24 protein-coding genes and 1 pseudogene are annotated in these 26,103 nt (G+C 46.8%); 5 read left to right on the top strand and 20 right to left on the bottom strand.

Annotation, left to right across the window (positions count from 1 at the left end):
- Positions 1-3: 3 nt before the first annotated feature.
- The 6 genes from ACO0KZ_RS16970 to ACO0KZ_RS16945 form a co-directional block, all read right to left on the bottom strand.
- Positions 4-681 (bottom strand): MIP/aquaporin family protein, encoded by a 678-nt coding sequence (locus ACO0KZ_RS16970; protein WP_422997374.1) that lies wholly within the window; start codon positions 679-681, stop codon positions 4-6.
- Entirely contained in the window at positions 678-1,178 is a 501-nt protein-coding gene (locus tag ACO0KZ_RS16965; RefSeq protein ID WP_422997372.1) for an arsenate reductase ArsC, read from the bottom strand. The genes ACO0KZ_RS16970 and ACO0KZ_RS16965 overlap by 4 nt, the downstream gene beginning before the upstream one ends.
- A gap of 85 nt (positions 1,179-1,263) precedes the next feature.
- The gene (locus ACO0KZ_RS16960) at positions 1,264-1,593 is read right to left on the bottom strand and encodes an ArsR/SmtB family transcription factor (RefSeq protein ID WP_422997370.1); all 330 of its coding nucleotides are present in this window, start codon (positions 1,591-1,593) and stop codon (positions 1,264-1,266) included.
- Positions 1,594-2,178: 585 nt separating this feature from the next.
- Complete coding sequence (locus ACO0KZ_RS16955; protein ID WP_422997368.1) at positions 2,179-3,774, bottom strand: MFS transporter; 1,596 nt, start codon at positions 3,772-3,774, stop codon at positions 2,179-2,181.
- A gap of 16 nt (positions 3,775-3,790) precedes the next feature.
- On the bottom strand, positions 3,791-5,533 hold the full coding sequence (locus tag ACO0KZ_RS16950) for an ATP-binding protein (RefSeq protein WP_422997366.1): 1,743 nt from the start codon (positions 5,531-5,533) through the stop codon (positions 3,791-3,793).
- A gap of 523 nt (positions 5,534-6,056) precedes the next feature.
- Complete coding sequence (locus ACO0KZ_RS16945) at positions 6,057-7,076, bottom strand: LysR substrate-binding domain-containing protein (RefSeq protein ID WP_422997364.1); 1,020 nt, start codon at positions 7,074-7,076, stop codon at positions 6,057-6,059.
- A gap of 117 nt (positions 7,077-7,193) precedes the next feature.
- Between ACO0KZ_RS16945 and ACO0KZ_RS16940 the strand changes: the two genes are divergently transcribed.
- A complete protein-coding gene (locus ACO0KZ_RS16940; protein ID WP_422997362.1) occupies positions 7,194-7,772 on the top strand; it encodes a flavodoxin family protein in 579 nt (192 codons plus the stop codon).
- 698 nt (positions 7,773-8,470) lie between these two features.
- On the opposite strand, the gene ACO0KZ_RS16935 is transcribed toward ACO0KZ_RS16940, so the two are convergent.
- The 8 genes and pseudogenes from ACO0KZ_RS16935 to rlmH all read right to left on the bottom strand — a co-directional run bounded on the left by ACO0KZ_RS16935 (position 8,471) and on the right by rlmH (position 13,884).
- Complete coding sequence (locus ACO0KZ_RS16935) at positions 8,471-8,833, bottom strand: hypothetical protein (RefSeq protein ID WP_422997360.1); 363 nt, start codon at positions 8,831-8,833, stop codon at positions 8,471-8,473.
- A gap of 114 nt (positions 8,834-8,947) precedes the next feature.
- Positions 8,948-9,193 (bottom strand): hypothetical protein, encoded by a 246-nt coding sequence (locus tag ACO0KZ_RS16930; RefSeq protein ID WP_422997358.1) that lies wholly within the window; start codon positions 9,191-9,193, stop codon positions 8,948-8,950.
- A 131-nt stretch (positions 9,194-9,324) separates the two neighbouring features.
- The gene (locus ACO0KZ_RS16925) at positions 9,325-9,585 is read right to left on the bottom strand and encodes a hypothetical protein (RefSeq protein WP_422997356.1); all 261 of its coding nucleotides are present in this window, start codon (positions 9,583-9,585) and stop codon (positions 9,325-9,327) included.
- An 88-nt stretch (positions 9,586-9,673) separates the two neighbouring features.
- Positions 9,674-11,149: a ribonuclease G gene (gene rng / locus ACO0KZ_RS16920; protein WP_422997354.1), complete on the bottom strand. Its 1,476-nt coding sequence runs from the start codon at positions 11,147-11,149 to the stop codon at positions 9,674-9,676.
- 27 nt (positions 11,150-11,176) lie between these two features.
- Positions 11,177-11,788, bottom strand: a complete 612-nt coding sequence (locus tag ACO0KZ_RS16915; RefSeq protein ID WP_422997352.1) for a Maf family protein — start codon at positions 11,786-11,788, stop codon at positions 11,177-11,179.
- A 51-nt stretch (positions 11,789-11,839) separates the two neighbouring features.
- Positions 11,840-11,920 (bottom strand): annotated as a pseudogene (locus ACO0KZ_RS16910) (23S rRNA (pseudouridine(1915)-N(3))-methyltransferase RlmH); the annotation flags it as partial.
- A gap of 17 nt (positions 11,921-11,937) precedes the next feature.
- Positions 11,938-13,356: an alpha/beta hydrolase gene (locus tag ACO0KZ_RS16905; protein ID WP_422997350.1), complete on the bottom strand. Its 1,419-nt coding sequence runs from the start codon at positions 13,354-13,356 to the stop codon at positions 11,938-11,940.
- A gap of 57 nt (positions 13,357-13,413) precedes the next feature.
- Complete coding sequence (gene rlmH, locus ACO0KZ_RS16900) at positions 13,414-13,884, bottom strand: 23S rRNA (pseudouridine(1915)-N(3))-methyltransferase RlmH (RefSeq protein ID WP_422997348.1); 471 nt, start codon at positions 13,882-13,884, stop codon at positions 13,414-13,416.
- A gap of 139 nt (positions 13,885-14,023) precedes the next feature.
- Here rlmH and ACO0KZ_RS16895 point away from each other — a divergent pair, with 139 nt between their 5' ends.
- The gene (locus ACO0KZ_RS16895; RefSeq protein ID WP_422997346.1) at positions 14,024-14,617 is read left to right on the top strand and encodes a TetR/AcrR family transcriptional regulator; all 594 of its coding nucleotides are present in this window, start codon (positions 14,024-14,026) and stop codon (positions 14,615-14,617) included.
- Positions 14,618-14,690: 73 nt separating this feature from the next.
- Positions 14,691-15,749, top strand: a complete 1,059-nt coding sequence (locus ACO0KZ_RS16890; RefSeq protein ID WP_422997344.1) for an alkene reductase — start codon at positions 14,691-14,693, stop codon at positions 15,747-15,749.
- A 137-nt stretch (positions 15,750-15,886) separates the two neighbouring features.
- Here the strand turns inward: ACO0KZ_RS16890 and rsfS are convergent, their stop codons facing one another.
- The 5 genes from rsfS to ACO0KZ_RS16865 form a co-directional block, all read right to left on the bottom strand.
- Positions 15,887-16,585: a ribosome silencing factor gene (rsfS, locus tag ACO0KZ_RS16885; protein WP_422997342.1), complete on the bottom strand. Its 699-nt coding sequence runs from the start codon at positions 16,583-16,585 to the stop codon at positions 15,887-15,889.
- A 102-nt stretch (positions 16,586-16,687) separates the two neighbouring features.
- Positions 16,688-17,416: a nicotinate (nicotinamide) nucleotide adenylyltransferase gene (nadD, locus tag ACO0KZ_RS16880; RefSeq protein WP_422997340.1), complete on the bottom strand. Its 729-nt coding sequence runs from the start codon at positions 17,414-17,416 to the stop codon at positions 16,688-16,690.
- Positions 17,407-18,306, bottom strand: coding sequence for an oxygen-dependent coproporphyrinogen oxidase (hemF, locus tag ACO0KZ_RS16875; RefSeq protein ID WP_422997338.1), 900 nt, complete (start codon positions 18,304-18,306; stop codon positions 17,407-17,409). Before hemF ends, nadD begins: the two co-directional genes overlap by 10 nt.
- A gap of 158 nt (positions 18,307-18,464) precedes the next feature.
- Positions 18,465-19,739: a phosphoribosylamine--glycine ligase gene (gene purD, locus ACO0KZ_RS16870; protein WP_422997336.1), complete on the bottom strand. Its 1,275-nt coding sequence runs from the start codon at positions 19,737-19,739 to the stop codon at positions 18,465-18,467.
- Positions 19,740-19,823: 84 nt separating this feature from the next.
- The gene (locus ACO0KZ_RS16865) at positions 19,824-20,549 is read right to left on the bottom strand and encodes a YebC/PmpR family DNA-binding transcriptional regulator (RefSeq protein ID WP_422997334.1); all 726 of its coding nucleotides are present in this window, start codon (positions 20,547-20,549) and stop codon (positions 19,824-19,826) included.
- 257 nt (positions 20,550-20,806) lie between these two features.
- Between ACO0KZ_RS16865 and ACO0KZ_RS16860 the strand changes: the two genes are divergently transcribed.
- Complete coding sequence (locus tag ACO0KZ_RS16860) at positions 20,807-22,423, top strand: helicase HerA-like C-terminal domain-containing protein (protein WP_422997332.1); 1,617 nt, start codon at positions 20,807-20,809, stop codon at positions 22,421-22,423.
- A gap of 204 nt (positions 22,424-22,627) precedes the next feature.
- Here ACO0KZ_RS16860 and ACO0KZ_RS16855 read toward each other — a convergent pair whose 3' ends face one another.
- Positions 22,628-23,734, bottom strand: a complete 1,107-nt coding sequence (locus ACO0KZ_RS16855) for an S-(hydroxymethyl)glutathione dehydrogenase/class III alcohol dehydrogenase (RefSeq protein WP_422997330.1) — start codon at positions 23,732-23,734, stop codon at positions 22,628-22,630.
- Positions 23,735-24,044: 310 nt separating this feature from the next.
- On the opposite strand from ACO0KZ_RS16855, the gene sppA reads away from it, so the two are divergent.
- Positions 24,045-25,913 (top strand): signal peptide peptidase SppA, encoded by a 1,869-nt coding sequence (gene sppA, locus ACO0KZ_RS16850; protein WP_422997328.1) that lies wholly within the window; start codon positions 24,045-24,047, stop codon positions 25,911-25,913.
- The last annotated feature ends 190 nt before the right edge of the window (positions 25,914-26,103 follow it).

Here is a 26,103-nt window from a genome sequence, read left to right as displayed (position 1 = left end):
TGATTAATGAGAAGAAGATTTCGGATATAGCCAGTTGAATAGGACAGTCGCACAAGCAGCACCTACTAACTGCGCCAAAATAAATCCCGGCGCATCGATAGGACGTATGCCAGCAAAGGTGTCTGTCATCGCACGCGCCAAACTCACTGCGGGATTGGCAAATGAAGTTGACGATGTGAACCAATACGCCGCCGTGATATAGGCTGCTACTGCAAAAGGCGTGGTTGCTGGACGCGTGCGTGAAGTGCTGATGATGACGGCGATCAAACCAAAGGTCGCAATGAATTCACTCCACCATTGAGATACGCCAGTACGCACATGGGTGGACGCAAGAAAAACGGGCAAATCAAACATGCCATGCGCTGCAGCGACACCGGCAAAAGCACCGATTATCTGCGCGACGATATAAGGAAAAATGAGCTTTGCAGGTAGATTTTTTTGCCAAGCTTCAGACAAAGTAACCACAGGATTAAAATGCGCGCCTGATACATTTCCAAACATTAAAATCAAAGCGATCAAGCCCGCTCCTGTCGCTATCGCATTTGCTAACAAAGCAATGGCGATATTCCCACTAGCGAGGTTTTGCGCCATGATGCCTGAACCTACTACGATTGCTAGTAAAAATGCCGTGCCGAGAAATTCTGCGACGAGTTTCTTCAATATGGAGTCGCCAGCTTTCATACCTGAGACTCTCCGATTTTTTTCATCTCATGATGGATTGCATTTTTTTCCAGCATCGCTAATGGTAAGCTCACAAAAATGCTGATCCTCGCCATAATTTGGCGGAAGACTTTATGAAATAAAGCACGCTTTTCTTCATCGCTACCAGCCAGCGCTGCGGGGTCTTCAAAGCCCCAGTGTGCAGCCAATGGATGTCCGGGCCAGATCGGGCACACTTCTCCCGCAGCGTCATCGCACACGGTGATAATGAAATCCATTTGTGGCGCATCCGGTGCTGCAAATTCATCCCAGCTTTTGCTACGTAAACCATCAACTGGATAATCAGTATGTTGAATTTGCTCAATCGCAAAAGGATTCACTACGCCACCAGGAAAGCTGCCAGCAGAAAACCCCTTGAAGCGACCATGGCCCATAGTCGTAATGAGTGCTTCAGCCATAATGCTGCGCGCTGAGTTGCCAGTGCATAAAAAGAGTACGTTAAAAGTTTTATCAGTCATTGCGATCTCGCTTTAAGATGAAAGGAAAGTTTTTCTAGGGCTTTGTCTGTCTCAAATATGTTTTAATGCTTGCAAACAGTATTCCTTAACGAGCGACCTTACAATTAGACACCGTCGTCGATGAGCATGGATTTCCGCCACAGCAGCTCTCAGTGAGAAACGCTAGGAGGTCATTCATAACCGTAAAGTCGGCTGAGTAAATAACAAAACGCCCATCCTGCCGCGACATGATTAAGCCTGCGTGCGACAACTCTTTTAAATGAAATGACAGCGAAGAAGACGGGACTTCGAGTCGTTCAGCAATCTTGCTAGCAGCCAAACCCTCAGGGCCGACGGCAACCAACAAACGAAAGATCGCTAGACGGGATTCTTGAGCAAGGGCGGCGAGGGCGGTGATAGCAGATTTGGTTTCCATAAGCGATGATTTCTATTTTATTCTTAAATTTCCATTATTCTATATTCGTCGAAATATAGAATCAAGCGGTTTAGGATTTTATTTTTATCACACATTACTTTGTTATCTGCACATAGTTTCGTTCGGCATTCAAGCTCCTCAGTTCCCCTTCAGTGACTGTTGATTGAACGGTGCTTTTGCCTCAGTATAAGCAGGCTTATCATCAGCGTCCTGGGTAGCTAAGCGCAATTTTCACTGCTGATACTCAGATCGCAGTTGGGAGTCTGAGCGCGATAAGTCACGAAGCCTCAGATGTTCGCACCAGATGCGTGATCCAATCTTCATGCTATCCAGGTTTATAAGTAAGCCTTGGTCAGGAAATTTAATAAAGTAATCTCGTGTTGAATGCTATTTCTCGCCAAGTCGTATATTAGTCATAGACTTCGCATAAAGTCCTACCGCCGAGGTGCTGGTGATTTGTTCACTCTATATCAGGGGAGAGGCAAAGACCGACACAAATTCTTGCTTCGCTTCCTCGATTGTGAGGTGCTAGGCTGCCTTATAAACGTTAAGGACGAATATATACATAAGGGAACGTTGAAGACTTTAGAAATTGATTTCTTTATCTTTGGTTTCTGGCAATAAGTAAGTACCTATGATCAGGGACATTGCCGCTATAGCGATGGGATAATACAAGCCAGAATAAATGTCGCCGGTGCTGGTTGAAATCAAAGTAGAAAAATACAGCATGAAGCCACCGAAGTACCCAGTCCCGATGTGATAGGGCATGGAAATACTGGAGTAGCGGATTCTGGTTGGAAAAAGCTCGACTAGATAGGTCGCAATAGGACCGTAAGCCAAGCACACATAGAAGACAAGAATAAACAGTAGTAACACCACCATCGGTCGATTGATCGCATTACTGTCTGCTTTCTCTGGGTAGCTAGCAGTTCTTAGTGCGGTCTTGATTTGTTTAAGATCACCACCCTCAATATGAATGGCTCCAATTTGCACTGCTAATTTGTTATCAGGAACGATTTGTAGTGTGTGTGGGATACCCGAGGCATTAAAAAAATCTCGCAATTTTTCGCACGGGGTCAGTGGCGCGGAAAAAAGTGGAACGGCACATCGATCGGAAAAAATGGTCACAGGTGACTGCGTGATCGCTTGCTCTAAGCCGGGATTAGCATAATGCGTCAGTGCTTTGAATATTGGGATGTAAGTGAATATGGCCAATATAAAGGCGATCATCATGATGCGTTTTCGCCCGAAGCGATCAGAAAGTTTGCCGGCGAGCTGATAACATGGAATTGCCAAGGTAAGGGCGATGCCAATCAAGATGAAGGCTAGTGGAGGATCAACTTTTAAAGTCTTGGTCAGGAAAAACAAGGCGTAGAACTGGCCCGTGTACCAGATGATTCCAACCCCTGCGACAGCACCAAAAAGGGATGACAATACAATTTTTAGATTCGACCATTCTAAAAAACTCTCACGCATCGGTCTCGAGGTCAGTTTCCCCGCTGCTTTCATCTCAAGAAAAATCGGTGACTCACTTAAGCGGGATCGAACGTAGAGGGATACGCCGAATAAGACAATGGAAATCAAAAATGGAATGCGCCATCCCCAGATTTTAAATTCGGCTGGGCTGATAAAGGTCTGACAGAGCAAGACCACCATGAGCGACAATAAGAATCCAAGTGTGGCACAGATTTGTATCCAACTTGTCGCGTAGCCGCGGCTTCCGGTTTTTGCGTGCTCTGCGACATAGGTCGCGGCACCTCCATATTCGCCACCCAGAGCTAGACCTTGTAAACAACGCAGCGTGACCAACAAAATTGGGGCAGCAATTCCAATATCTGCATAGGTAGGAAGTAGACCAATCGCCGCGGTCGATAGACCCATTAGTCCCATGGTTAACATAAAGGTTTGTTTGCGACCTATCACGTCCCCCATACGGCCAAAGATCAGTGAACCAAATGGACGTAAAATTAATCCTGCACCATAGGTCGCAATACTCGCAAGAAAAGTGGCCGTTTCCCCCAATGCACTTGAAAAAAACAGCGGCCCCATGGTGGTGGCTAAGGTGGCAAATACAAAGAAGTCATACCATTCAAATGCGGTTCCTAAAGAGGAACCGAGGATGACTTTTCTTAGCTCCTTGCTGTCGGTTTTTACGTCATTCTCTGCGTTTGTTGAAGTCATAAAGAGATCTCACGATTCATTTTTTATCGATGATTGCGATTGGCAATTCCAAGGTGAATGTACATCCCTTACCTTCATGACTTTCGACAGCAATACTTCCCTTTAAAATGAAGGTTACTATGTTATAGCTGATATTTAAGCCTAAGCCGACATAGCCTTGCCCCAACTTGGTGGTGAAGAAGGGATCGAATATGCGTTTGAGATTTAACGCATTGATTCCTAGGCCGTTGTCACGAAATATGAGTGTGACAGTGTCATTTTTACCGCGTGTCGCCGTTAAGTTCATTTGCCCCGATGAGCCATCATCAAAAGCATGTGCCAGTGAATTCATGATCAAATTGATCAGCACTCTAGTCAAGGGTTCTGGATAACTGTGCATGTGGATGTCGTTTGGAACCTGGATGCTCAGCGTGTGCCCGGAATCTTGCAATTCTTTGCCAATCAGACTTGGGATTGTATGTAGCAACTCGTGCAGGGCAAAATGACTTCGTTGTTCACTCTCTTGATCTGCCGCTACTTGTTTAAAGCTGTTGACTAAGTTAGCTGCAGTGCTTAAACCTCGCATGACCATCTGCAGTGAACGTTTGTTTATGTCAATGAAGTGTTTTAGGTCGGAGCGGCGTAAGGTGTTTTTCGTATTTAAATCCTCGAAAGCTGCGGTCTCCATTTCCAGTGTGGATGCCGCCAATAAGCAATTGCCAATAGGCGTATTTAATTCGTGAGCGATACCCGCAACCATCGAGCCCAATGCCACCATTTTGCCATGGGCGACCAACTGAACATGGGCATCTTGGAGTTGTTGATACGCTTTGGCATTGACAAAGGCGGTTGCCCCATAGGCGCATAGCGCGCGAAAAATCAGTTTCTCGCGTTCGCTGTAAGCATGATGATTGCTTGAGCGAACTATCATGACGCCCATTACCTGCTCAGCGACCACCAGCGGTGCAATCATGAGGCTGTGCGTAGGTGCGTTACTTGGAAATAGCGCACTCAATTGGCTCGTCGCAGGGTCTACAATGAGTTCGCGACGTTCTGTAATGCAGCGTTTAAGGTAGTCATTTGAGTCATTTGTATCAGTGAGCGAAATCTCTTGTAAGACATGGTGCGACTCTGGTTCACCGTGAAAAATGGGGATAAGTACACTGGCATCGTCTGACATCAAAAAAATTGAGAAGGAATCCACCTCTAAAACACCGTGCACATGGGTATTCAAAGAGCGAGTAATTTCAGGGAAAGTCAGATGCGTGGTGATCTCTTGGCCAATTGCACCTAGTCGTTTGAGAACCGCATTGGTTTGTTGTAAGTTGAAGAGTTCGCGCGCAGCAACCGCACCAACCTTTTCTTTTTCTGTACGTAGCTCAGACTCAATCTTCTTCATCAGAGTCACGTCGGCGACATGAACGAAGAATCCCAGCACTTCGCCGTCCACAAAATGTGGTTTGTAGGTCATGAGACTATGGCGCACAGTACCATCAGGAATAATCACTTGGCGTTCAAAAACCTGTAATTCGCCGTTCAGCGCACCAGTGATGTAGGGCAGGTTCATTTCATAGATGGGGCCGATAACGTCTTTCATCGTTAGGTCCATCATTTCTTCACGAGTGCGGCCAAACCAATCCAAGTAAGCTTTATTGGCAAAACGATAGGTTTGCGCTTTGTCGATATACGCGACGATGGCCGGCGTTTCATCAACGACCAGTAGAGCGATATCCGTTTCAACAAATTGGGTGATTGAGCTCGCTACGTTCGGCATGGTCATTTGATATATCCCGAATACAGATTAGAAGTTAGGTCGAACGAGCTTTCAGATGTTTGTTGGAGACCTACCGTATTTTGTCTATGGTGGAATCTGGTTCTTGTTTAAGTATGAACACATGCAGATGCTGATAACACAAACTTATTGATGACTTTAATGGATTTTTGCTTAGCGATGTTGTTGATCTTTGAAAGCTAAGGAATTAATTCGCAAATATAAACAGCGTGGTAAGAATGTGTGGTGTTTTTTTGTATTGTTTGACAAGCTGTGGTCAGTATAGGGGTCTACACGAAGGTACTCAAACTGAAAATATCGCGAGTCAGCAATTGTTGTAAATGCGCATACACATTGTAAAGCTCTGCACTAATGATATATTTTTCCGAACATAGAGTGAAACTGTTGATCTGTATCGTTGATTTTTTGCGAGGGGTTGCTGATTAGAAAAGCTGATTAGAGAAGCTGATATTGTTGGCAGTTAGTTATATAGCATTCCTTGGTCAAGGCTTAGACATTTCTCGATGTAAATTCAACTCAAGTCCTGAGAACGACAGCTAGCCAAAGTTTGTAATGAGGCGGCCGCTTCATCGCGTATCCAATTGACAAACGCCATCAGCTGATGGCTCTGTGCATCTTGCTGACGGCAGATCATCCAATGCGAAAACGGATCGCGACAGCGGACAGCGACAGGACGAATTAACTGCTGCGCTAACAGATCTTCAATCACTAATACATCGAGCGCCAGACACACGCCATGCCCTGATTTTGCAGTATCGATCGCCAGGTGTTCGTGGCTATAAAACGGTCCCTTGCCCGCATGTTTTTGCAGCGTTTTTTGATCACTTTTGTTTATGGATTCATCAAGCGCTAATTGCTCAAACCAAGCCTGCCAACGCTCACCCACTTCGCCTGTTTGACGATCTGGCGGTAGAGGTAAGCGCAGTAGGGGGTGAGTAAGTAAGTCGATCGGTTTTTTCAAAGATGTTCTTTTGGGGCCAAGCATGTTCGGGCTACATACAGGAAATAAATAAGTTTCTTCCCACAGCTTTTCAACATGCAAACCCGTATTCGCATCGTAGCCGCCTTTGCCATAACGTAGCACCACATCAATGCTGGGATCTTTGATCAAATCATGGGTTTGGTTTTCTGAGGATAAGCGCAGATCGATATCGGGATGGCGCGCATGAAAACGAGGCAAGCGTGGCACCAACCACTTTGCCGCAATCGAAGGCGCGGCGCTGACGACTAAGACATTCTGATCCAGCGCAGTGGCGCTCGCCTTGATCAAAGCGTCTTGTAGTTGAGTAAAGGCTGCAGATACTTGCAGTGACAAGGCGCGCCCCGCCTCGCTCAATTGCACTAAGCGATTAGAGCGCACAAACAGTGCAACACCCAAATAGTCTTCTAGTGCGCTGATTTGATGGCTGATCGCGGCTGGCGTGACGGAAAGTTCATTTGCTGCCAGTTTAAAACTACCAAGGCGTGCGGAGGCTTCGAAAGCGCGGATAGCTCCCAGTGGCGCGGACCGGATATGGATAGATTTTGTCATGAGTTCAGTTTAGCAGAACTAATCCGAATCGTAAAAATCATCATTTGTCAGGGGCGGCAGCGACACCTACACTTCGACTCCATCGAGTTTTTAATACTGAATTATTTGGAGCAAGCTATGACAAACACACAGGCGCAATCTCACCCACGGCGTTTCCTATTTTTACTCGCTAGCAGCAGAGCACAAGGCAATACCGAACAATTAGCCCGCGTCGCAGCACAGTCTTTACCCGCCGAGGTCGAACAACAATGGATCAATCTGCATGACTACGATATGCCAGATTTTGTCGATCAACGCCATGCGGGCGATGGTCAATATCCGGTTCCTCAAGGTGCGATGCGTGAATTGCTCGACGCTACCTTAGCCGCAACGGATTTGGTTATCGTTACTCCGCTGTATTGGTACAGTTTGCCAGCCGCCGCCAAAAAATACCTCGATCACTGGTCAGGCTGGATGCGCGTACCTGGTTATGATTTCAAAGAAAAAATGCGCGGTCGTCGTATGTGGAATATCACAGTGACAGCGGATGAAGATCAAAGCTACGCGCAAGCTTTAGTCGATAGCCTGCGCTTGACGGCCGGATATATGGACATGCCATGGAATGGTAGTTTGATCGGTTATGGCAATCGCCCAGGGGAGGTTATGCAGGATGAGAGTGCGTTGGAACGAGCTACGAATTATTTTGTTGGAGTGTAGGGTGCAAAAGCCGAATGCGTATTGCACCGTCCGCCAGTCGTTTGAAAAACAGGGAAACTATTTATTTGGAAATCTGGCTCCTAAGTAAACAAAGCTTAGCCATTATCACGCTTCATACGGCGCAATATGCCTATGGCTATTGGCGCTCTACGAAAAGATTGCACCTTACTGAGTTCAATTTTTTAATAGATTTAATGTACCCCAAAAGCTCAGACTCAAAGCTAGGGAAATTAATACTGCAATAATTTCTCGCTTTTTTACGACAAAAAACCAAAAAAAGGTGATGGTCATTATGCTGTAAGAAAAGACATAAAAAAGCATCAGACAAAACCATTGCATAGATTTGGCAAAATTACTTCCAAGACTTAGGCTCAACACTAACAATAAAAACGTAGGAATAAAGCCGATCAAGATGCCGCGTTTTAGATAGGCACTAAATGAATAGACATCACTTTTACTCAAAGATAGGTGGATAGGAATCGCGATCGGAACAATGAACAGAGCTAACAATAAAATTATCCAAAGTAACTGACGTGTTTCCGGACTGTCGAAAATAAAAAGTGGAAGAGCGGGTATTGCTGGTGCTAATAGGAAACCTAGAGCGGTACGCATATTTTTGTACTGTAGTTTGGATTAATTCCGTATTGAACCAAGTTTGGGCACGGTCATACCATATCCTCATCGAATCTCGCTATCCATCAATAGAGTTTGATTTCAAGAACCAAATCGGTGATCCTGTGCTTTATTCCAAGCCTCATTAGTTCATCGGAAAGTTGTTGAATGTTTTGTTCTTTATAGCCGTATTCAAACCCTAGAGCAGTTCTCTCCCAGTAAAAAGTTTTTGGAATAATTAAATGAGCTAGGTCACTATATTTGATGGATTGCGCCCAAACTCCACCGTCTCTGGTGCAAGCATCCAAACAATCACCTAAATCAGGAAGGCCAAGATTGAAATAATGGACTCCATGATTCAAGCTACTATAAGTTGTGAAGGCACACCAAGATTCGCTTGAATATGGATGACACGAACCTACCCCCAAGATCTGACGTGAAGTTTGCAAAAAACAATTTCCAATCTTGATTGTTCATTTTTTCTTTAGTTTATGAGATATCAATCTGCTTTAATGTTGTTCAGCGGGAACTCCGGATGGAATAAGTGTACTCAGCAGCGAAGGCTATAGGGACGCCTTCAGGGATTTAAACCACTCTTCATCTTTGTCGGGATCTAATTCAGGAAATTCACGAATAATTGGCCGCATCAGATCACCGTAAACCCCGCCCATCAAATTACTGATCCCACGACGGAACTGAAGCTTCTCTTCTTCAACTTTGATTGCTTCTATTTGATGTGCAATTTTGTTTAAATGCTCGTTTAAACTAAGCAAGTCATTCATAAGCTTACTTGCTAAAATTTTGTCCATATTTCACCTCTGTACGATAACAAATTCAAGTTCAAATACTGACAAAGCGTTGATATGACATTTACTTTAACCATAACCAACGGTGAAACGGATTCGAATACGGATAGTCGCTCTGTAAATGCTATTTGTATTTATCCTATTGGGTTCAAATCATTTGGAAACTTATTCGCAACATTCCATTCATCTTCAGCGATATCTCGATGAAGATGACGTCGATACCATGCTCGGTTTAGATGTGCAAAGATGTGACCCAACTGAATTCTGAAGTCTGTTTCATCAAATGTTGGGTCATGCATCATATCCGTCATCAAATTAGCTAGATGTTCGTGAGCATCTTCGAGTTCATACATCAGGCCAGCCCATTCAACAGGATTATTTCCTTTGTCTATCAAAGCAAAATACCTCTAATCTATTCTTATGTTGCTAGTGCAGTCATTATTGACCAATGGCTTAAATGGGGTGTTGATCCTCATCGAAACATCACATCAAAATAATGTCATACTGCTCCTGATGAAACACATTCTCCACCTGCAGTGAAATCGGTTTACCAATGAAGTCCCCCAGCATCGCCAAATGCTGTGACTCTTCTTCCAAAAACATGTCGACCACCACTTGCGAGGCCATGATGCGGAATTCTCTTGGGTTGAATTGTTTGGCTTCGCGCAGCAGTTCGCGTAGGATTTCGTAGCAGATAGTGCGGGCGGTTTTGACTTGGCCTTTGCCGCTGCAGGCAGGGCAGGGTTCGCAGAGTACGTGTGATAGTGATTCGCGTGTGCGTTTGCGTGTGACTTCGACTAAGCCTAGTGCTGAGAAAGTGGAAACTGAAAGCTTGGTGCGGTCGCGTGCTAGGGCTTTGTTGAGTTCGGCTAATACGGCATCTTTGTGTTCCTGACTTTCCATGTCGATTAAGTCGAGGATGATGATGCCGCCTAAATTGCGCAGACGAAGTTGGCGCGCAATCGCGAGTGCCGCTTCTAGATTAGTTTTGAAAATCGTGTCGTCAAAATTGCGTCCTGCGACAAAGCTGCCGGTGTTGACGTCGATGGTGGTCATGGCTTCGGTTTGATCGATGATCAGGTAGCCGCCGGATTTGAGATTGACGCGACGACCTAGCGCGCGTTCGATTTCTTCTTCCACGCCATACAGATCAAATAAGGGACGCTCGCCTGTGTAGTGCTGTAATTTGGGGAGTACTGATGGCGTGTACGTGCGGCAAAAATCTTCCAGCATGTTGAAATTTTCGCGTGAGTCGATTTGTATGCTGCTGGTTTCTTCGTTGACGAAATCGCGTAACACACGTTGCGCTAAATTCAGATCTTGATGCAATAGGCTGCAGGGTGGTTTGGTCTTGGCCAGTTTGCTGATGGTAGACCAAGTGCGACGTAGGTACTCGATATCCGTACTCAGGTCTTCTTCGGAGGCGTCCTCTGCCATGGTGCGCACGATGAATCCACCTTTTTCTTCTTCATGTCTCAGGCTTTGCACTTTGCTGCGCAGTGCTTCGCGTTCTTCTTCATTCTCGATGCGCTGTGAAATGCCGATATGCGAGTCTTGCGGCAGATAAACCAACATGCGACCAGCAATTGAGATTTGCGTGGAGAGCCGCGCGCCCTTGGTACCGATCGGGTCTTTGACGACTTGCACCGTGATTGCTTGACCATCGTAGAGAAGTTTTTCGATGGGAGTGAGAGGCACATTATTGGAATTACTTTCGTGGCCTTGTGGGCGTGCATCCCAGATATCGGCGACGTGTAAGAACGCGGCGCGTTCTAACCCGATGTCGATAAATGCGGATTGCATACCGGGCAGAACGCGCACGACTTTACCCAAATAGATATTGCCGACCAGACCGCGCGATAGCGTGCGTTCTATGTGTAACTCTTGTACTGCTCCCTGAAAAATCAAAGCCACGCGGGTTTCTTGCGGCGTGACGTTGATTAAAAGATTTTCGCTCATGGCTAGATTTCTATCGGATTTTAAAATTTAATTTAGTTTGAAACGGTCGAGCAGTTCGGTAGTCTCGTACAAAGGGAGACCCATGATGCCGGAATAGCTGCCGCTGATATGGGTGATAAAACGCGCCGCCATGCCTTGTATGCCGTAGCCGCCAGCCTTGTCATAAGGCTCGGCGCTGTCGCAGTAGGCAGCGATTTGCGCGTCATTCAATGCCGCAAAAGTCACTTCAGAGGTTTGCGTACATTGTAAAAGTTGGTGTTGATATTTGATGGCGATGCTGGTGAGCACCCGATGTGTATTGCCAGCGAGTTTGTTAAGCATGACAATTGCGTCATCGCGATTGGCGGGTTTGCCTAATATTTCTTGATTGATGACCACTGTCGTGTCGGCGGCTAACACCGGGTAGGCGAACAAATGTCGGGCGACGACGGCATCCCAGGCGGCTTGCGCTTTTTCTTGGGTAACGCGGGCGACATAAACGTCAGGCAATTCGCCCGGCAGCACGATTTCGGTGACATCAGGGCCACGTGGTGGCGAATCGCGTAGTAGTAAGACTTCGAAATCAATGCCCACTTGACGCAGCAGTTCACGCCGGCGTGGGCTTTTAGAAGCGAGATAAATTTTTCGGTAGTGCGACATAGCCAAAATCCTGGTGCAGAGCTTGGCTGCGCACGTTATTTATACCCGATGTTAAGGGTGGTTTTGCGTGATCGTCCAAGCGCGATAGAGTTGTTCCCCTAATAATACACGCACCATGCCATGCGGCAAAGGAAAACGAGGGGCGGCTGTTACCATTTCAGCTGTTCCACAAAACTCGTCAGCTCCGTGGAAATACGTTGGCGGTCTGCTGGATTTTTAAAAACAAAGAAATGCCCACCTTGTTCAAAAGTGACGAGGCGATTGGGGATCTCCAGTGCGGTCAATTTGCTGGCGAGACTTTGTGCATCTTGGTAAGCACACATTTCATCATCTTTTGCGTGAAATAGGATTTGCGGTGGGCTGTTCCGATTAACCATGAGAAGCGGAGACAGTTGTTTGGTGTCGCGCAGAGGGCCTACTACACTGTTATACCAGGTATCTTTCGAGGGATCAAAGCCACCAGACATATAGGCGGCTGCGCTAACTTTAGTATGATTGAGAACCGCCATTTGCGATGCTAAGGCACCACCACTGGAAAAACCACCGACCATCAGTTTCTTAGGATTGATCTGTAACTCGCTACTATGTGCTATCGTCCAATCGATAGCGCGTTCGGCATCGGCGAGGGCATTGAGTGGCGTGCCGTCAAATCGTTGCGAAGTGCGATATTCGACTTGTACCACCACAAATCCGCGATTTTGTAAGGCGCGACATACTATGGGGCAGTAACTCCAGTGCCCCGTGCTCCATGAGCCGCCATGAAACCAAAGGAGGACTGGCGCGTCTTTCACATCCCCTTTTGCGGGGAACACATGAAGTTGTAGATCGACGCCATCGACTGTTTGGTAAGTGTGGGCGACATGGTCTTTCGGCGTTTGCATCTCTTGCTCATAGGCTGCACGGAATTTAGTGATTTGCTCTGGGGCTACGCCGTTTTTTTCTGCATCAAGAATTTGTGGTAACACATTTTTGGCTCCGTTCTCATCAATATGCTCCGCCAGCAGTTTGCTCATAAAGTGAGCTTTGACGTTGTGGCTGCTGATTGCTGTGTCGAGAGCGCTGAAGTTCGCACGTAACCAGCGGTTATCACCGCGCTGCAGCGCTGGATCTTGTTTCACCCGTTGTCCCGCGCTGTCGTGCAGCCAGGCTTGAATCAATAGTTGGTAGTTACTTTGCTCTATGCTAGCTTCATCATTGAATTGGATGGTCTTGATCGCTTCGCGCTTCGGTTGCCAATTGGCTGTGACCGAGCCACCAGTTTCTCGTTGGTGAAAGTAGGGGTAGTTGATCAAACCCGCCGCCCATTGCCACTGCACATTCTGTAACGCTGCGGCACGCCCACTGGTGCTCAATTTGGGAGAAATTGCCCGTTCTTGGCTGCGGCGTCGCTCTGTCCATAGCTTGTTGAATTGTGCTGGTTTTTCATGAACTAAGCGTATCATTCCACGCATGCTGAGATCATGCTCTTGATCGACTACAGCTTCTTGCGCACCAGGCTGAGAGGCTGGAAACACAGACAAGGAAAGCCCAAGAAATACCGGCAAACAGAAAGAGCGAAACAGATGCATAAGGACACCCCGCAAGCGAAGACTGTTAAAAGAAATCGTGCGTGGTAAAGGCGGTTGTTAAACCCGGTGATACGGATGATTCTGGGTAATTGACCAAGCGCGATAAAGTTGTTCCGCCAATAATACACGCACCATGCCATGCGGCAAAGTCAAACTCGAAATACGAATCAAACTATCGGCTTTAGCCTTGAATTCTGCATCTAAGCCGTCCGCGCCACCAATCACGAACACCACATCACGACCTTCTTGCTGCCAATCGGTCAGCTGTTTAGCGAGACCGACTGAAGTCAAATCCTTGCCGCGCTCATCGAGTGCAATGATTTTGGCATTCTTGGGGATCACCGCCTCAATTTTCTCTCTTTCCAATGCCATCACGGTTTCGGCGGTTTTGCTGCCTGATCTTTCGATTGGTTTGATTTCTTTCAAGTGAATCCTAGCTTCGGGCGGCATACGTTTGGCGTATTCCTGAAAACCGTTTTCTATCCAAGACGGCATTTTGTGGCCAACGGCGGCGATGATGAGTTGCATGGTGGTGGACGTTATTTATTCGATTGTGCAATTATACGGCGCTCACCTTGTCTTTATTCAATTCAGGGTCAATGCACAAAGAAACCTAAGAAAATCTAATTTCAAGACGACTGGTCTAATATGCGTTACAATGCGCCTCATGAAACCAATACGCTTAAATATCCGGCAACACATTCTCGACACGGCCAAACCTATTATTTTGGGGAAAGGCTTTGTCGCGGTTGGCTTGAATGAAGTTTTGCAGGCGGCGGATGTGCCTAAAGGGTCGTTCTATCATTACTTCAAATCCAAGGAATTATTTGGTGAAGCCTTGATCGCCAGCTACTTTGAAGATTATTTGGTGGAAGTTGAGCTTTTACTCAAGGCAAATAGTGAGAGCGCAGCGACCCGTTTTATGCAGTACTGGAATGGTTGGCTGATTTCGTTGGCGGATAAGGACATGCAGTGTCAATGTCTGGCAGTGAAGCTAGCGGGTGAAGTTTCCGATTTGTCGGAAGCCATGCGGCTAGCTTTGCATCAGGGCACTGATCGTGTGATTGGTCGCCTTGCCCAATGTGTAGAAGAGGGCAGAGCCGACGGCTCATTGTCGACTTCGCTGGATGCTGCAGTATGTGCCGAAACGCTCTACGAAATGTGGTTCGGTGCCAGTTTGCTCACCAAGCTTCGACGCGATCCTAGTGCATTGAAATCCGCCATGCGATCAACCAAACACCTGTTAGGTCTTTCACCTTAGGGCAATGGTTCTTAGTTTATCTATTCTCAGTTTTACCTTACGCATTGCGCGTTTTTTTATTAAAGGATACTCCATGTTATTTACTTCACTTAAAGCTGGCATTTTAGAACTCAACAATCGTATGTTGATGGCACCGTTGACTCGCACCCGCGCGGGTGCCGAGCATTTACCCAATGCCTTAATGGCCGAATATTATGCACAGCGTGCGAGCGCAGGTTTGATCATTACGGAATGCACCATGGTGACGCCGAATACGTCCGCTTTTGCAGCTGAGCCTGGCATTTACAGTGCAGAGCAAATCGAAGCCTGGAAATTAGTCACCGATGCGGTACACGCCAAAGGTGGCAAGATCGTAATGCAAATCTGGCACGCCGGCCGTGCCGCACATCCGGCGTATAACAATGGTGCGCCCACTTTCGCTCCAAGTGCCATTGCTATCGAAGGCGAAGTGCATACGGTGGATGGCAAGGTTGCGCACGTGCTACCACAAGAATTGACGATCGATCAGATTCAAAGCATCGTGCAAGACTTTGCCCAGGGCGCGAAGAATGCGATTGCTGCGGGCTTTGATGGCGTTGAAATACATGGCGCGAACGGTTATTTGATCGATCAATTCCTACGTGACGGTGCTAACAAACGTACCGATATCTATGGCGGCAGTTTAGAGAACCGCGCACGCTTTTTATGTGAAGTGATTACTGCAGTTAGCGCAGCCATTGGTTCGGATAAAGTGGGTTTGCGTCTGTCGCCATTGAATAGTTATAACAGCATGATCGATAGCGATCCAATCGCGTGGATCACGTATTTGAGCCAACGCATGAACGACTTCAACCTCGCTTATTTACATGTGATGCGCGCCGATTTTTTCCAAGCGCAAAAAGCGGATGTCATGCCTGTTGCTCGTGCAAATTACAAAGGTGTTTTGATCGGTAATATGGGTTATAGCGGTGAAGAAGCCGAGGCAGCGATCAAGGATAATTTGTTAGATGCAGTTGCCTTTGGTACGGGCTTCTTGGCAAATCCAGATTTACCAGCGCGCATTAAAGCAGGTGCTGTGTGGAATGCACCTGATTCGTCTACGTTCTATACGCCTGGCGCGGTCGGCTATACCGATTATCCGACGTTGGCATAAATGGTTCGTGCAGTAATGTAGTGACACGTCACATACCTGCAGCGCGAATTGTAAAACATTGACTAATGCAGCTGCAATGAAAAAAGGGGAAAGTCTCAATGACTTTCTCCCTTTTTTATACCGAACAAACTTGTGTTTTACTCAGCAGTTTTACGACGCGTAGTTGCTTTCTTCGCTGCAGCTTCTTTAGAAGACGCGGTTGCTGTCTTAGTAGACGCCACTTTGACACGAGCACCAGTAGGGATCTTCGCTGCACGTGGTTTCTTCACTGCGGCATCGCTAGTCGCAGAGGCGCGTGGTTTGCGTGCTGGTTTTTCACCTGCTAACTCAGCAGCCACTTTGCTCACGCGTGGTTTGCGTTTTGGTTTCTCATCATCCACAGTCGTTTGAGTCGCCATCATGTCCGGCGTGACTTCAATTGGTGCTGCTTTTGAACGTGAACGTTTTGGTTTTTCTTCATCCAATGGACCTGCCGTCATTTTGGATGTACGCTTAGCCGCTCCCATTTTGACTTCTTTGCCGCCCCAGAGTTCTTCTAAACGGTAGTAAGCGCGAATCGCTGGTTGCATGATATGAACAACCATATCGCCCAAATCGACCAGCACCCATTCACCCGTACCTTCACCTTCCATACCGACGATATTGCCGCCGTTTTCTTTGACCTTATCGCGTACTGCTGCAGCGAGCGCTTTGGTTTGACGGTTCGAGGTACCGGAGACCACGCAAACGCGGTCAAACAAGCTGGTAATTTCGGTCGTGTCAAAGACCTGAATGTCTTGACCTTTCACGTCTTCCAATGCGTCGAAGACTAAAGTTTGTAGTTTTTTGATATCCATAATGCCCTATCTATCTAAATTTTGAATTCTTGGTGCCTGCTTCATCGTGAGTTTGAAGCCGATCCTACTGTAATTCGTGCTGTTGATTCACTGAGGTTAACGCTAATTGTAAATCCGCTCGTTTTGAAGGTAGTCTAACACCTTGCGCGGAATTAGCGAGGTGGTTTCCATGGTTTGCCCTTGTTGCTGCAATTCGTCGCGAATTCGTGTTGCAGAAATATCCCAAGCTAGATTAGTTTCTAGCCAAGTTTTGCCAAAAGAGCATTGCTTAAGATCTTCAATAGCGCCATTTGCTTGCTGCCAGAGCGCGGCAAATTCGCTGGGTAATGTGTCGATTTGCAAGCTGTAGCCTGGTCTTGCGGCAACGACGATATGTGCTAATTTAAAAATTTGTTGCCAGTTTTTCCACGTTGCGAAATTGTGAAATTGGTCGGCACCAATTAGCAAAATAAGCGCGATCTCCTCATTTGACTGAGCATTACCCCATTGAGATCGCATGTTAGTTAGAGTTTCAACCGTGTAGCTGGGAATCTGCGCAGCGGCACGTTCTATCTCTTGTCGGTCGATGCTGTAGGGCACGGATAATTGCTCATCAAATGCCAATTCCAACATCTCAATTCTTTGTTCGGCGCTTGCCTTTAAACCTGCTTTTTGCCAAGGTTGGCCCGCCGGGACCAAGCGCACTTCATCGACCTTGAGCAGCTTTGCAAAATGCTGCACCAGTGCGACATGTCCGTTATGGACGGGATCAAAACTACCGCCAAATACCAGCACTGAGCGCTGGATAGCTGTTAGTGCGGCAGAATGGGAAGGAGTGGATTTTACACCCATTCCTTGTGTACCAAGAAATCAGTCGCCAATTTAGCTTCTGCACTACCTGCTTCAGGCTTCCAATCGTAGCGCCATTTCACGATCGGTGGCATCGACATCAAGATCGATTCAGTACGGCCACCCGATTGCAGGCCAAATAAAGTGCCGCGATCAAATACCAAATTAAATTCCACATAACGGCCTCGACGATACGCCTGGAAGTCACGTTCGGTTTCGCCGAAAGCGAGATCTTTGCGGCGTTCGAGAATAGGGCGATACGCTTTGACAAATCCATCGCCAACACTCTTGGTCATCGCGAAACTTTGCTCAAACGATTGCTCATTAAAATCATCAAAGAAAATGCCGCCGACGCCGCGCGCTTCTTTGCGATGTTTGAGATAAAAATACTCGTCACACCATTTTTTAAAGCGAGGATGTAAATCCGTACCAAATGGCGTCAAGGCATCTTTGCAAGTTTGATGAAAATGTTTCGCATCTTCTTCAAAACCATAATAGGGCGTCAGATCCATGCCGCCACCAAACCACCACACCGGATCTTTACCTTCCGCATACGTGGTGAAAAAACGCACATTCATGTGGACGGTCGGCGCATACGGATTGCGCGGATGCAGTACCAAAGAGACGCCCATCGCTTCCCATTGACGACCCGCTAATTCTGGACGACTTGCAGCCGCTGATGGCGGTAAGTTTTTGCCCATCACATGAGAAAAATTCACGCCACCACGTTCAAATACATTACCTTCTTCAATGACCCGTGAAATTCCGCCACCACCTTCAGGGCGTTCCCAACTATCGGTGATAAAACGGCAGCCATCGACTTCTTCCATAGCTGCGACGATGGAAGCTTGTAAGTCTAGTAAATACTCTTTAACGGAATTAGCGTCGGTCATAATTTTATTTGTTGATTCTCAATTTCGAGTCTCTGTGGACGCTTCAGAAATTCAATGTTGGGGATGTAGTGCAAGGCGTCAAGCACAGCAATATGTCGATATTGCGAGCATTGACAACGCCGCAATGCACCCCAAGATTGGATTTATGTAGCGATCCACTAATGTTTTCGATTTAGGGCACGCCATCCAATATCTTTACGATACTGCGCACCTTTGAATTGAATTTTTTCAATGACATCGTAAGCATGTTTTTGTGCTGTCTTTACCGAGTCACCCAGTCCAACTACGCATAACACACGACCGCCCGTCACGCTAAGTTTATTACCCGCTAATGCAGTACCTGCGTGGAAAGTAATGCAATCGGCTGTTTCTGCCGGGATACCCGTGATGTCCGCGCCTTTTTCAGGTGTGTCAGGATAGCCAGCTGCAGCCATCACCACGCCCATCGCTGTGCGTCTGTCCCACTCCAATTCTATAGTGTCGAGCGTGCCATTGACTGCGTGTTCCATGACAGTGAGTAAGTCTGTTTTCAGACGTGACATAATCGGCTGCGTTTCTGGATCGCCCATACGGCAATTAAACTCCAGCGTTTTAGGGTTGCCTTGATCATCAATCATCAAACCCGCATACAAGAAACCGGTGAACACGATGCCATCTTTTGCCATACCTTGTACCGTAGGCTGAATGATTTCGCGCATGACGCGTGCATGCAATTGTGGTGTGACGATAGGCGCAGGGGAATATGCACCCATGCCTCCCGTGTTGGGACCTTGATCATCGTCGAGTAAACGTTTGTGATCCTGACTAGTCGCCAAAGGCAAAATGTTTTTGCCATCGACCATCACGATGAAGCTAGCTTCTTCGCCCGCTAAAAATTCTTCGATAACAACGCGAGCGCCGGCATCGCCTAACTTATTATCAGACAACATCATATCCACTGCGGCATGCGCCTCTTCTGCAGTCATCGCAACGACGACACCTTTACCAGCTGCCAGTCCATCGGCCTTGATGACGATAGGCGCGCCTTTTTGATTTAGGTAGTCATGAGCAGTTTGTAAATCAGAAAAAGTCTGATATTCCGCAGTCGGAATATGATGACGGTGCATGAAAGCTTTGGCGAAATCTTTAGAGCTCTCTAACTGTGCTGCTTCTTTAGTTGGACCAAAAATTTTCAAGCCTTTGTCGCGGAACAGATTGACAATACCCGCAGCAAGAGGGACTTCTGGACCAACAACGGTGATGCCTATGTGCTCTTGCATCGCGAATTCGGCTAATGCTTGAGGATCGCTGATATTGATATTTTTGAGATTCTTATCTAATTCCGTGCCACCATTGCCAGGCGCGACAAACACGGTTTGTACACGTTCTGATTGCGCTAATTTCCATGCCAGTGCATGTTCACGACCACCGGAGCCGACTACGAGAATTTTCATTTTTTTACTCTTGAACTAAAGTGTCAATTGATCTAGATCTGCTGCGCCATTTTCAGGCAATACTTAATGTGCAAAGTCTTGGTCTTAGTCTTCTATGATTGCATTCGTGAAAACCTCTTGTACGTCATCCAGGTTTTCTAATGCATCAATAATCTTTTGCATCTTGATCGCGTCATCGCCAGTGAATACCGTTTCGGTTTGTGGTTTCATGACGACTTCTGCGACTTCTGGCTTAAAACCCGCTTTTTCTAAAGCATCTTTAATCGCCGATAAATCATGCGGTGGGCAAGTGACTTCGATACCGCCTTCGTCATCAGTGACCACATCGTCAGCACCAGCTTCTAAAGCCGCTTCCATCAAAGCATCTTCATTGGTGCCAGGCGCAAAAAACATTTGACCACAGTGGGTGAACAAGAACGCTACAGAACCCTCTGTTCCCATATTGCCGCCAAATTTATTGAATGCGTGACGTACTTCAGCGACCGTGCGAACACGATTGTCGGTCATGCAATCAACGATAATCGCTGCGCCGCCTATACCATAGCCTTCGTAACGAATTTCTTCATAGTTGGCGCCTTCCAAAGTACCCGCACCGCGTTGAATCGCGCGCGTGACGTTTTCTTTTGGCATATTCGCATCGAATGATTTATCGACCGCTAGGCGTAAGCGCGGGTTGGAGTTGACATCTTCGCCACCCATACGCGCTGCAACCGTGATTTCTTTGATCAAGCGCGTCCAAATCTTGCCGCGCTTTGCGTCGGTGGCTGCTTTTTTATGCTTGATGTTGGCCCATTTACTATGTCCTGCCATGATTGCTCTTTCTAAAATTGGCAACTCTTTGCATGTATTTATACTTACTTGCGATAATTTTTATCATTCGCTAACAATTCAGACATGTCGCGATGGAAACTTTGCAAAGGATTGGTTTTATAATGAAGACCGCTATTCTAACATAGAGCACTTATGCAAAACCGTCTCTGACTTTGTCAGGCACCAAGGATTGCCTAAGTTCTCGGTGCAGATCGGATTAATTCACTCTTTTTAAGCATTTTTAACCCAGGCAAAACATGTCAAAACCTCTCTTAGTCGCCAAATCAATTGCGAAAAATAAAACTTTTGAACTCAATTTGCTCTCCGATTGGGCGAACCGCCACGGTTGCATTACAGGCGCAACTGGTACAGGTAAGACCGTTACTTTGCAAGTCTTGGCGCAATCCTTCTCAGATATCGGCGTGCCTGTGTTTATGGCCGACGTTAAAGGTGATTTATCTGGTATGTCGCAGGTTGGGCAATTGTCACCCAAGATGCAGCAACGTTTGGACATGTTGGGGGTAGAGGCACCTGCTTGGGAAGCTTGCCCAGTGACTTTTTGGGATGTCTTTGGCAAGCAAGGTCATCCAGTCCGGGCGACGATTTCTGATCTTGGTCCCTTGTTGTTAGGCCGCATGTTGAATTTGAATGAAACGCAGGAAGGTGTCTTGCAACTCGCGTTCAAGATCGCGGATGACAATGGATTGCTTTTATTAGACGTCAAAGATCTGCGCGCAATGTTGCAGTATTTGGGCGATAACGCGTCGGAATTTCAAACCGAATACGGAAATATTTCCGCCGCCAGCATAGGTGCCATTCAGCGTGCCTTATTGGCGATGGGTGAACAAGGCGGGGAAGAATTTTTTGGCGAGCCTATGCTCAACCTTGACGACATGATGCAAACCGATACGAGCGGTAAAGGTTTTATCAATATACTGGCGGCCGATCAGCTCTTGCAATCACCGCGTCTGTATTCAACATTCTTGTTGTGGATGCTGTCTGAGCTCTATGAACATCTGCCTGAAGTTGGCGACGTCGAGCAGCCAAAGATGGTATTTTTCTTCGACGAAGCACATCTCTTATTTGATGAAGCGCCGAAAGTTTTGCTGCAAAAAATTGAGCAAGTAGTGCGCCTGATTCGTTCCAAGGGCGTAGGCGTATATTTCGTTACGCAGAACCCTCTCGATATCCCCGATACAGTGTTGGGACAATTGGGCAATCGTGTACAGCATGCCTTACGGGCTTACACACCGCGCGATCAAAAAGCAGTGCAGGCTGCGGCTGAGACTTTTCGCCCAAATCCAGAGCTAGATACCGCTGCGGTCATCGGCGAATTGGGGGTAGGCGAGGCTTTGATTTCTTTCTTAGATGAGAAGGGCCGTCCAAATATCGTGCAACGTGGATTTATTGTGCCACCAGCGTCGCAGATAGGTGCGATTACACCAGAACAAAGAAAATCTGTCATCGCTAATTCTATCGTCGCAGGGGTATATGAAAAAGCGATTGACCGTGAGTCCGCTTACGAGAAAATCAAGGGGCGCGTGCCTCCGAAAGCCGAATCTGTAGGTCAATCCGCAGAACCGGTAGCGAATGATAGTGAGACTTGGGGTCGGTCTGCGGGTTCACAATCAACACAGCAGTCACAACCGCGCTCGCAATCGCAACAGCCAACAGCGGCGCAACAAGAATCCGAAGGTGGAGGAATATCCGGTGCTTTAGGTGGAATGTTTGGAAATTTGTTTGGCGGATCGGGTATACGGCGTCGTGATAATGTCGCCGAAACGATGGTGAAATCAGCAGTACGGACGATAGGATCTCAAGTTGGGCGTGAGATTATTCGGGGTGTCTTGGGATCGATTATGAAGAAGCGGTAATCGAAGATATCGGTAGAGCAAGCATCCTCTCCCGTTTTTGGGAGAGGAGGAATTGACCGATGAAAAGTTAAAAAATATTACTGATTGCGCCGTGTGTAGCTACATGCCCAGCGACGCTAACAAATAATTGTATTCAATTGCCGCCATCAAGTAGGCTAATATTTAGCAAGCAAGAATGACGGCGATGAGACACATAGACTAATCTTAAAACTCCACCACTGAGCGTATTGATTCTCCGCTCTTCATCAAATCAAAGCCTTCATTAACTCTTTCCAACGGTAATTTATGGGTAATTAAATCATCGATATTTAATTTGCCCTCCATGTACCAGTCAACAATTTTCGGTACATCGGTACGCCCGCGAGCACCACCGAAAGCCGAGCCTTTCCAGACCCGACCCGTAACTAATTGAAATGGACGAGTGCTGATTTCTTGACCCGCAGCAGCCACACCAATAATGATCGATTGCCCCCAGCCTTTATGGCAGCACTCTAAAGATTGACGCATGGTTGTGGTATTGCCTATGCATTCAAAGCTGTAATCGGCGCCGCCATCTGTGAGGCCGATGATCGCATCGACTACATTGCCGACTTCTTTAGGATTGACGAAATGCGTCATACCGAATTTGCGCGCCATGCTTTCGCGCGCAGGATTGATATCAACACCAATGATTTTGTTCGCACCAACCATCCGTGCCGCTTGAATCACATTGAGGCCAATCCCGCCCAAGCCAAAGACGACCACATTGGCACCAGCTTCGACTTTGGCCGTGAACAAGACAGCGCCAACACCCGTCGTTACACCACAACCGATATAGCAAACTTTGTCGAAGGGAGCGTCTTCGCGGATTTTTGCTAAGGCAATTTCAGGCACCACGATGTAGTTGGAAAAAGTTGACGTTCCCATGTAATGGAAAATCGGTTTGCCATCTATAGAAAAACGACTGGTCGCATCGGGCATTAAGCCTCGGCCTTGCGTGCTGCGTATTGCTTGGCATAGATTGGTTTTATGTGAGAGGCAGAATTTGCATTCACGGCATTCTGGTGTATAGAGCGGAATGACATGATCATCTTTTTTCAAGCTCTTCACCCCAGGGCCAACATCAACCACGACACCTGCACCCTCATGCCCCAGAATTGCAGGGAAAATACCTTCTGGATCAGCGCCGGATAAAGTGTAGTAATCTGTGTGGCAAATGCCAGTCGCTTTGAGTTCGACCAAGACTTCACCTGCTTGTGGGCCTTGTAAATCTACTTCTTCTATTGTCAGAGGTTTTCCAGCTTCCCAGGCGATGGCGGCTTTTGTTTTCATGAGTTTTTAGTATTATTTAAATTGTGATAGCGAGATGGGTGAACGTATTTGTATGACATTTTAGCCTAAAGGTGGTTTGCGACATTGCCAACTGCAAAATACCGGATTCTGGAAAGTTTATTTGGAAATCAGTTAGAATTCCGTGTTGATTTTTGCAAGACTCTGAGACTTTGTATTCCCGGCTTAAAATCGCGAAGCATCGTCAGCAAATCTTCTATAAACTAGTTTGTATTGATGTAAATGAGTGGATACAGCCTGTTGATGGCGTGGCAGGCATTTATCCAAATGTTGTTATTTCTCAGGAGTTACTATGGCTTTTTCACCCTTCCGAGCGATCGGGCAAGGTATCAAATGGATCTGGAATGCGGTTGATGTTAGCCGTCGTTTCGTCATCAATTTATTTTTCCTGATCATTGTTCTGTTTATTCTTATTAGCCTTTTCTCTTCCAATAAGGTCAAAGTCGAAGATAAAACGGCATTGATATTGAACTTTAAAGGTGACTTGGTTGAACAGCATGCGGGTAGCGCCAGTGATGCCTTTCTTGCTGAAGTACAAGGTGAGAATAAGCGTTCGACGCAATTGCGCGACATCTTGAACGTGCTCGATACCGCCAGCAAAGATCCTAAAATCAATAATGCGGTCTTGTTATTAGACGGCATGCAAGGTGCGGGTTTGCCTATGTTGCGCGAAGTCGCAGCAGCTTTAGATCGCTTCAAAGCCAGCGGAAAAAAAGTTATCGCCTGGGGTTCGAGTTTCGATCAGCGCCAATATTATCTGGCGTCTCATGCCAATCAAGTCTACATGCATCCTATGGGTAATGTGATGCTCACAGGTTTTGGCCGCTACCGCAATTACTATAAAGATGCTTTAGACAAAATCGGTATTACCGTGAATGTTTTAAAAGTGGGTACATTTAAAAGTTTTGCTGAGCCATACATCGCAAACGGTCCTTCCTCTGCTGCTGCCGAAGCCGATGCATTTTTGTATAACGCGATGTGGAAGTTTTATACGGATGGTGTAGAAGCGGCGCGTAAATTACCGGCTGGTACGATTATGAAAAGTATCGATAATTTGCCTGAGATGTTGAAAGCGGCCAATGGTAGCGTGGGGCAATTCGCCGTCGATGCCAAACTGATAGATGGCTTGAAAACCCGTGATGACCTCCGTCAAATGATGTTAGGTATGGGCGCGAAAGATGAACACACTAAGAGCTTTAAACAAATTTCGTTTGAGGACTATTTAGACAATCACCGTTCATTTGCCTTTGGTCCTGCAGTTGCTGTGATTGTTGCCGAGGGCGAGATTAGTGAAGGTAATGCGCCACCGGGTGCGATTGGCGGGATGTCTACTGCGAACTTGGTGCGCAAGGCGCGTGAAGATGATCAGGTGAAGGCAGTCGTGCTGCGGGTTGACTCGCCTGGCGGTAGTGCATTCGGCTCCGAATTGATACGTCAGGAATTAGAGTTGACACGTAAGGCTGGTAAGCCGGTTGTGATCTCTATGGGCAATGTTGCAGCCTCCGGCGGTTATTGGGTTTCCATGTCTTCTGATGAAGTTATCGCTGATGCTGCGACCATTACCGGTTCCATCGGTGTGTTTGCGATTTTCCCAACGGCAGAGAAGGTGATGGACAAGATAGGCGTGCACACCGCTGGTACAACGACCACTTGGATGGCTGATTCGTTTAATCCTTTGCGCCCTATGAATCCGAAATTTGGTGAAGTGATACAGCAAGGCATTAATAATATTTACCACGAGTTCACAACGAAGGCGGCAGTGGCGCGTAAGACTACGCCCGAAAAAATTGACGCGGTGGCGCAAGGCCGGGTCTGGACTGGCGAACAAGCAAAAGAGCGCGGACTGGTGGATAAGCTCGGTAGTTTTAACGATGCATTGAAATCAGCTGCGACTCGCGCTAAATTGGGCGAAGGCTATCGTATCACTTACATCGAACGTGAACCTTCAAAGTTTGATCGTATTTTTAGTATGTTTGGTGACAATGCGGCGCAAGCCATGTCAAAAGCCTTCAATGAAAAATTCAAAGTAGCTGTTGCGCCAACTGGTATTCCACCAGCTGCCGCGACTGAGATGGTGAAAGACTTAAATTGGCTGGCAGATCTTCGCAAAGAAAACAGATCTTATATGGTGATGGCACACTGCATGTGCACATTGCCTTAGTTTTGCGCCGCCCGGTTTGATATCAAATCGGGCGAGATAAAACTGAGTCTAGTAAATGGGGGAGGCTATTTAGCCTCCCTTTCTTATTGAAGATTTAGATTTCTATTTTGTTTGAGCGAATCGTATCTTCAATTAAGTCATATTTTATTTAAATAGAGGTAAATTTATGTTTTGCGAAGTTATTTGAAGG

It is taken from the genome of Undibacterium sp. Di24W (assembly GCF_049340325.1).
In the GTDB taxonomy this organism is placed as follows: Bacteria; Pseudomonadota; Gammaproteobacteria; order Burkholderiales; family Burkholderiaceae_D; genus Undibacterium.
The sequence above is the reverse complement of the archived record's forward strand: the minus strand, read 5'-3'. Positions and strand labels throughout refer to the sequence as shown.

What these genes read in the sequence shown, in the direction of transcription:
- ACO0KZ_RS16970 (WP_422997374.1), bottom strand. Translation starts at nt 681, where the DNA reads ATGAAAGCTGGCGACTCCATATTGAAGAAACTCGTCGCAGAATTTCTC.
- ACO0KZ_RS16965 (WP_422997372.1), bottom strand. Translation starts at nt 1,178, where the DNA reads ATGACTGATAAAACTTTTAACGTACTCTTTTTATGCACTGGCAACTCA.
- ACO0KZ_RS16960 (WP_422997370.1), bottom strand. Translation starts at nt 1,593, where the DNA reads ATGGAAACCAAATCTGCTATCACCGCCCTCGCCGCCCTTGCTCAAGAA.
- ACO0KZ_RS16955 (WP_422997368.1), bottom strand. Translation starts at nt 3,774, where the DNA reads ATGACTTCAACAAACGCAGAGAATGACGTAAAAACCGACAGCAAGGAG.
- ACO0KZ_RS16950 (WP_422997366.1), bottom strand. Translation starts at nt 5,533, where the DNA reads ATGACCATGCCGAACGTAGCGAGCTCAATCACCCAATTTGTTGAAACG.
- ACO0KZ_RS16945 (WP_422997364.1), bottom strand. Translation starts at nt 7,076, where the DNA reads ATGACAAAATCTATCCATATCCGGTCCGCGCCACTGGGAGCTATCCGC.
- ACO0KZ_RS16940 (WP_422997362.1), top strand. Translation starts at nt 7,194, where the DNA reads ATGACAAACACACAGGCGCAATCTCACCCACGGCGTTTCCTATTTTTA.
- ACO0KZ_RS16930 (WP_422997358.1), bottom strand. Translation starts at nt 9,193, where the DNA reads ATGGACAAAATTTTAGCAAGTAAGCTTATGAATGACTTGCTTAGTTTA.
- rng (WP_422997354.1), bottom strand. Translation starts at nt 11,149, where the DNA reads ATGAGCGAAAATCTTTTAATCAACGTCACGCCGCAAGAAACCCGCGTG.
- ACO0KZ_RS16915 (WP_422997352.1), bottom strand. Translation starts at nt 11,788, where the DNA reads ATGTCGCACTACCGAAAAATTTATCTCGCTTCTAAAAGCCCACGCCGG.
- ACO0KZ_RS16905 (WP_422997350.1), bottom strand. Translation starts at nt 13,356, where the DNA reads ATGCATCTGTTTCGCTCTTTCTGTTTGCCGGTATTTCTTGGGCTTTCC.
- rlmH (WP_422997348.1), bottom strand. Translation starts at nt 13,884, where the DNA reads ATGCAACTCATCATCGCCGCCGTTGGCCACAAAATGCCGTCTTGGATA.
- ACO0KZ_RS16895 (WP_422997346.1), top strand. Translation starts at nt 14,024, where the DNA reads ATGAAACCAATACGCTTAAATATCCGGCAACACATTCTCGACACGGCC.
- ACO0KZ_RS16890 (WP_422997344.1), top strand. Translation starts at nt 14,691, where the DNA reads ATGTTATTTACTTCACTTAAAGCTGGCATTTTAGAACTCAACAATCGT.
- rsfS (WP_422997342.1), bottom strand. Translation starts at nt 16,585, where the DNA reads ATGGATATCAAAAAACTACAAACTTTAGTCTTCGACGCATTGGAAGAC.
- nadD (WP_422997340.1), bottom strand. Translation starts at nt 17,416, where the DNA reads ATGGGTGTAAAATCCACTCCTTCCCATTCTGCCGCACTAACAGCTATC.
- hemF (WP_422997338.1), bottom strand. Translation starts at nt 18,306, where the DNA reads ATGACCGACGCTAATTCCGTTAAAGAGTATTTACTAGACTTACAAGCT.
- purD (WP_422997336.1), bottom strand. Translation starts at nt 19,739, where the DNA reads ATGAAAATTCTCGTAGTCGGCTCCGGTGGTCGTGAACATGCACTGGCA.
- ACO0KZ_RS16865 (WP_422997334.1), bottom strand. Translation starts at nt 20,549, where the DNA reads ATGGCAGGACATAGTAAATGGGCCAACATCAAGCATAAAAAAGCAGCC.
- ACO0KZ_RS16860 (WP_422997332.1), top strand. Translation starts at nt 20,807, where the DNA reads ATGTCAAAACCTCTCTTAGTCGCCAAATCAATTGCGAAAAATAAAACT.
- ACO0KZ_RS16855 (WP_422997330.1), bottom strand. Translation starts at nt 23,734, where the DNA reads ATGAAAACAAAAGCCGCCATCGCCTGGGAAGCTGGAAAACCTCTGACA.
- sppA (WP_422997328.1), top strand. Translation starts at nt 24,045, where the DNA reads ATGGCTTTTTCACCCTTCCGAGCGATCGGGCAAGGTATCAAATGGATC.